Raw genomic sequence first — 4,826 nt, forward strand, 5'->3', positions numbered from 1 at the left:
GGAGTAGGTAGGTGCCGAACGTGCGCGCGAGCAGGCTCTCGGCGACGACCATCGACACGTACATGAAGAGCGAGAAGGAGCCGGCGATCACACCCGGGCCGTAGGCATCCTTCAGCAGCATCGCGATGCCGCCCGAACTCGGGTTGACGCTGGAGTATCGGATGTAGGAGTAGGCGCTCGCACCCGCGACGATCGCGCCCAGCAGAAAGGCGAGGGGGAACCAGTCGCCCGCGAGGCCGGCGACCTGGCCGACGAGCGCGAAGATGCCGGCGCCGATCATGACGCCGGTGCCGAGCGAGACCGAGCCGGCGAGCGAGATCCGGGCCTTGTCGTCGCTCATGCGTGTCTCCCTGATCGCTACGTCGGCAACCGGCCTCCCCGCGCTGCGTCGGCCACGGTAGCGGGGTGACCCCGCGATGCGCACGCCCTTGACACGGTCGCGATACGTCTCCGAGGCGCTGAGAGATACGCGTGGCTGCTATTCCGGTTCAGGCAGCTCACCGGAATAGGGCTGCGCACTGTTCCGACTCAGCGCCGCATAAAGACCCCACCCGGATCGTGCGCGCTTCGCGCGTCGTCGAGCCGCGTGCGCTGGTCGGCGCTCCACGCGTTGGCGAAGGCATCCGGAGCGTTCGCGCGTCCCACGAAGTTCACCAGCGGAGTCGGCGCGTGCCAGGGCGCGGTCGCGTCGAGCACCGAGCGGGCGGCGGCCAGGCGCACCTCGTCGGTGAGCGTGTGCACCGGCGCGGCATAGACATTCAGCAGGTGCTGCGTGGAGCGGGCGCCCACGGCGTCCGGGTCGGATGCGTGCCGCGTCGCCCCGCCGATCGTGCGGATCTCGACGGCGGACAGGGGCAGGTCGACGTCGAGCCCGCCGGCGAGATCTCGCGGTTCTGCGCATGCCTGAGGGTGAGCGCGATGCGCACTCGTGTTCGCGTCTCTCGGGGCGCCCCTCAGCGCACGGTGGGCTTCCCGTCCGCGGCCCACGCCACTCCCAGGGCGAACAGCGTCGACACCCCGTACTGCTCCATCGCCGCCGCGATGCGTCGCCGGCCCGTGCGCGGATTGATCCCGAGCCTGCGGGATGCAGCATCGAGCGTGACGCCCTGCTTCATCAGCGCAAGGAGTGGCGTCCACGGCTGCTCCACACCGCCGATCGGCTCGCCGCGACGCCAGAGCTCGCGGTACAGGCTTCGCCCCAGCTCGGCGAGCGACGCGCTCCGGAGCCCGATCACGCTCGACGGCCATCCCTCGCCCCACTCGATCGGCAGCGCGAGCACCTCCCCGTCGATCCAGAACCAACTGGGCAGGTCGTCGAGCAGGCGGAACTCCACGCCGACGGCCCCGTAGCGCTCGGCGATCGCCACGAGCCGAGCGTCCTCGGCCATGGAACGCGGGACGAGCGCTCGCACCGACCGCTTGCCGGCGAACACCTCGGCGAACCGGCTGGCGCGCGCGGGATCGGTCTGCAGGAAGCGTCCGAGATCGGGAAGTACCGCCCAGGCCGTGTCGCTCTGCTCCCGTGCGATGTCATACCAGAGGTCTTCTGCCGCCCGCGGTCCGTGTCGCACGAAGACGGGAACGACGTCGCCGGATGCTTCGCCCACGGCCCAGTGGCGCAGCAGGCCTGGAAGATCTGCGACGAGTGCCTCGATCTGCGTCGCGGCCTGGTCTGCCTTCTGCCGCATCGCACGGATCTCGCTTTCGACGACATCGGCCGTCCACACCGCCGGCGTCGCATACGCGATCGCGCCGTCGCGCACCGAGACCGCGCCTTCCCGCGCGAGCCGCGCAACGGCTTCGGCGGTGTCACCCTCATCGGCGTGCGCGGTGGTGGCGAGCTCCGCCACCGTCTGCGGGCGGCTGCGATAGATCAGTTCGAGAAGGGCCCTATCGTCCATGTCGACCTCCGGAGCACGCGTGGACACCATCATGACGCATGTGACCGCATCCGGACGTCCTCTTGAGGTCATGGCCGGAAGCGGAGCTTGTGATGTCCGCTTCCGTCCAGCCACACTGACGACTGTGGGGGGACTCGGGGCCCATGGCTTCGTATGCGGGAATAGGGAGTCATGGGTCCGCCAGCGACAGACAACGGGGGAGCCAGTGACGTGAACGGTATGAGCAGCAGCACGAGCAAGGGCATCGTCCGCTTCGTCGCCGTCTCGGCGGTGGCAGCACTCGCGCTGGGAATCACGGGGTGCACCTTCGAGGCGGACGACAGCGAGTCGTCAGCGAGCGGGCTGCCCGTCGCCCTCGGGCAGGCGCCCAGCCAGGACGTCGTCGATCTCTACACGGATCGCGACACGGCAGTGTCCGCGGCCGTCGATGCGCTTCCCGAGTTCATCGAGAAGGCGCTCGAGCAGACCGGAGTGCCCGGCGCGGCAGTCGCCGTCGTCTCGAATGGCGAGGTCGTGTTCGAAGAGGGATACGGCGTGCGGGACGTGACGACAAACGAGCCCGTCGACGTCGACACCGTGTTCCAGATCGCGTCTTTGTCGAAGCCGCTCTCGTCGAGCGTCGTGGCCAAGGCGATCACCGACGACGCCGATCTGTCGTGGGAAGATCCGGTCATCGAGTACCTCCCGGACTTCGCGCTGAAGGATCCGTACGTGAGCGAGCATGCGAAGATCGCCGACTTCTTCTCGCACCGCACGGGCATCCCGACCGGTGGCGGCGACGACCTCGAGGACATCGGCTTCGACGTCGACTACATCATGGCCCACATGGACCAGATTCCCCTGGCATCGTTCCGCGACACGTATCAGTACTCGAACTTCGGGCTGACGGTGGGCGCCGAGGCGGTCGCGGCGTCGCGCGGCCAGTCCTGGGCCGAGACGGCGCACGAGTTGCTGTTCGATCCGCTCGGCATGACGTCCACGACAACCGTCCACGACGAGTACCTCGCCGCGGAGGATCGTGCGGCCATGCACGCGCGCACCGGAGAGGGTCAGTACGAGCAGCTGTTCGACCGTGACGCCGACGCCGAGGCTCCCGCGGGTGGCGTCGCCTCCACCGCCGGCGACATCGCGAAGTGGATGACCATGGTGCTGGCGGGCGGCGAAGTCGACGGCGCGGAATTCATCGACCCGCTCGTGCTCGCGAAGACCTACTCCGCCCATTCGATCACGGGCGGCGATGCCCAGAACCTGACCTCGCGCACATCGCACTACGGCTTCGGCATGAACGTCGGTACCACCGTGGCCGGCCGCGTGAGCATCAGCCACTCCGGCGCCTTCGGGTGGGGCACCGCCACCAACGCCACGATGATCCCCGACCTCGACATCGGGATCGTCGTGCTCACGAACGGAGCCCCGTCGGGAGTTCCCGAGGCGATCGCCTCGGAGTTCGTCGACCTCGTGCAGTTCGGGGAAGAGACGCGACCCTGGCTGGAGCTGTGGCCCGCCCAGTTCGCGCACTTCGCCGACCCGGCGGGCGACCTCGTGGGCGAGGAGCCCCCGACGGATGCCGCGGCGGCCGGCCCTGCCGGCGACTACGTCGGCACCTACACTAGCCCCTATTTCGGCGACTTCGTCGTGACAGAGGAGAACGGCACCTTGACCGGCGCGCTCGGCCCCGAGGGCGGGTACACGTTCGAGATCCTTCCGTGGGACGGCGACACCCTGTCGTTCGTGCCGACGGGGGAGAACGCGCTCCCCGGATCGCTTTCCTCGGCGGTCTTCGTCCGGGAGGGTGGACAGATCACCGGAGTCACCCTGACGTACTTCAACACGTTCCCCGCGCCCGGTCAGGAGCCGAACGGGCTCGGCGTCTTCACGAGGGCCGGCTGACGTCCCGCGACAGCGGCGCCCGCTACGTCAGCTGGTCATCGAGCCGGTCGAGCATGCGCTGCGCGGTGAGGATGCGTGGGAGAGGTGACACGCCCGGCCGGTGCTCAATAACATGCCGTCCATAGACGTCGTCAATCCCGTCGTGGTCGGCCGGGCGACCGAGCTGGGGCGCTTGAGTGCCCTGGCCGCTGCGGCGCGCAACGGGCACGGCGCGGCGTTGCTCATCCGGGGTGACCCGGGCATCGGCAAGACGGTACTGATGACGGAGCTGGCGCGGACGGCGCCGGGCACGAGGGTGCTGCGCGCAGACGGATTCGACGCCGAATCGGAGATGCCCTACGCGGTGCTGCAGCGCATCGGACGGCCGCTCACGGCCCACCTCGATTCGTTGCAGCCGACGCATGCGATGGCTCTGCGCATCGCGGCGGGCATCGCCGAAGGTCCGCCGCCGGACCGTTACCTCGTGGGTCTCGGGATGCTGTCGCTGCTGGCAGCCGCCGGCGAGCACGAGCCGATCACCTGCCTCGTCGATGACGCTCACCTCGTCGACACGGAGTCGCTCGAAGTGCTGGCGTTCGTCGCCCGGCGGCTCGAAGCCGAGCGGGTTCTGCTGGTTCTCGTCGCCCGTCCCGATGCCCGAGTGGATCTCGTTGCCGCGGGTGTCCCGGTTCTCGAACTCGAGGGACTCGACACGCTGTCGTCGGTGCAACTGCTGAATCGGACTGCGCCCGTGCCTCTCGATCCGCTGCTGGCGACCCGCGTCGCGGAGCAGACGGGCGGCAACCCGCTCGCGCTCGTGGAACTCTCCCGGGAATTCACGGCCGCGCAGCTGACACATTCCTGGGCCGCGCAAGAACCCGTGCCCGTGGGGTCTCGTTTGGAAGCCCACTACGTGCAGCGCATCGAACGGCTTCCGCGGGATTCCCGGCGCTGGCTGCTCCTCGCCGCGGCCGAGTCCGTGGGCGACATCGGGCTCATCACGTCGGCCGCCCGACGCCTGGGGCTCGCCCCGGGCGCATCCACAGCTGTCGAGTC

The 4,826-nt window shown here is 69.2% G+C and carries 4 protein-coding genes and 1 pseudogene; 2 read left to right on the forward strand and 3 right to left on the reverse strand.

Annotated features, from left to right (window positions below):
* The 3 genes and pseudogenes from DI573_RS13915 to DI573_RS13925 all read right to left on the reverse strand — a co-directional run.
* Window positions 1–340: pseudogene (locus tag DI573_RS13915) on the reverse strand (amino acid permease); the annotation flags it as partial.
* A 188-nt stretch (window positions 341–528) separates the two neighbouring features.
* Window positions 529–789 (reverse strand): hypothetical protein, encoded by a 261-nt coding sequence (locus DI573_RS13920; RefSeq protein ID WP_292815521.1) that lies wholly within the window; start codon window positions 787–789, stop codon window positions 529–531.
* 164 nt (window positions 790–953) lie between these two features.
* Complete coding sequence (locus tag DI573_RS13925) at window positions 954–1,901, reverse strand: hypothetical protein (protein ID WP_292815525.1); 948 nt, start codon at window positions 1,899–1,901, stop codon at window positions 954–956.
* A gap of 219 nt (window positions 1,902–2,120) precedes the next feature.
* Between DI573_RS13925 and DI573_RS13930 the strand changes: the two genes are divergently transcribed.
* Together DI573_RS13930 and DI573_RS13935 are read left to right on the forward strand one after the other, a co-directional pair.
* Window positions 2,121–3,791 (forward strand): serine hydrolase, encoded by a 1,671-nt coding sequence (locus DI573_RS13930; RefSeq protein ID WP_292815528.1) that lies wholly within the window; start codon window positions 2,121–2,123, stop codon window positions 3,789–3,791.
* Window positions 3,792–3,903: 112 nt separating this feature from the next.
* Window positions 3,904–4,826 (forward strand): ATP-binding protein (locus DI573_RS13935; RefSeq protein ID WP_292815531.1); only part of this gene is annotated, 923 nt, incomplete at its 3' end.

This window comes from Microbacterium sp. (genome assembly GCF_003248605.1).
Taxonomy (GTDB): domain Bacteria; phylum Actinomycetota; class Actinomycetes; order Actinomycetales; family Microbacteriaceae; genus Microbacterium.

What these genes read in the sequence shown, in the direction of transcription:
- DI573_RS13925 (WP_292815525.1), bottom strand. Translation starts at nt 1,901, where the DNA reads ATGGACGATAGGGCCCTTCTCGAACTGATCTATCGCAGCCGCCCGCAG.
- DI573_RS13930 (WP_292815528.1), top strand. Translation starts at nt 2,121, where the DNA reads ATGAGCAGCAGCACGAGCAAGGGCATCGTCCGCTTCGTCGCCGTCTCG.